Origin of the sequence: Vogesella mureinivorans (assembly GCF_007644035.1) — a bacterium.
GTDB classification, from domain to species: domain Bacteria; phylum Pseudomonadota; class Gammaproteobacteria; order Burkholderiales; family Chromobacteriaceae; genus Vogesella; species Vogesella mureinivorans.
On the sequence record NZ_VMTV02000951.1, the window covers coordinates 1 to 439 of the forward strand.

General features: G+C 69.5%; 1 protein-coding gene. It reads left to right on the forward strand.

Annotated elements, in window-relative coordinates; all coding sequences use genetic code 11:
- Positions 1-439: sulfatase-like hydrolase/transferase (locus FLQ44_RS21290; protein ID WP_147695971.1), on the forward strand; the 439-nt coding region annotated here is incomplete at both ends.

Genomic DNA, 439 nt, shown 5'->3' on the forward strand with positions numbered 1-439 from the left:
GAATCGGCCTGCATTCCCAGCCGCGCCAGCCTGATGACCGGGCAGTACGGCCCGCGCACCGGTGTCACCCAGACCGATGGCCTGGTCAAGAGCGGTGACGCGCACAACTTTCCGTGGCTGCAGCCCGGCGGCGCCCCGACCGCGGGCGACTACTTCCGCGAGCTCGGCTACAGCACGCACTACTTCGGCAAGTGGCACGTCAGCGATCCCCCCGAGCACAGCCTTGAAGGCTTCGGCTTCGGCGACTGGGAGCTGTCCTGGCCCGAGCCGCACGGCGCCCTGATCAACAACCTCGGCGCCTACCGCGACTACCAGTTCGCCGATCTCACCTGCAGCTTCCTGCGCGGCCGGGCGCTGGGCGTGCCCTTTGCGCGCAGCAGCGGACGCGTTTCCGCCGATGCGCCGGAGGTGTCCGAGGTGCCGGTGCCAAAGCCCTTCT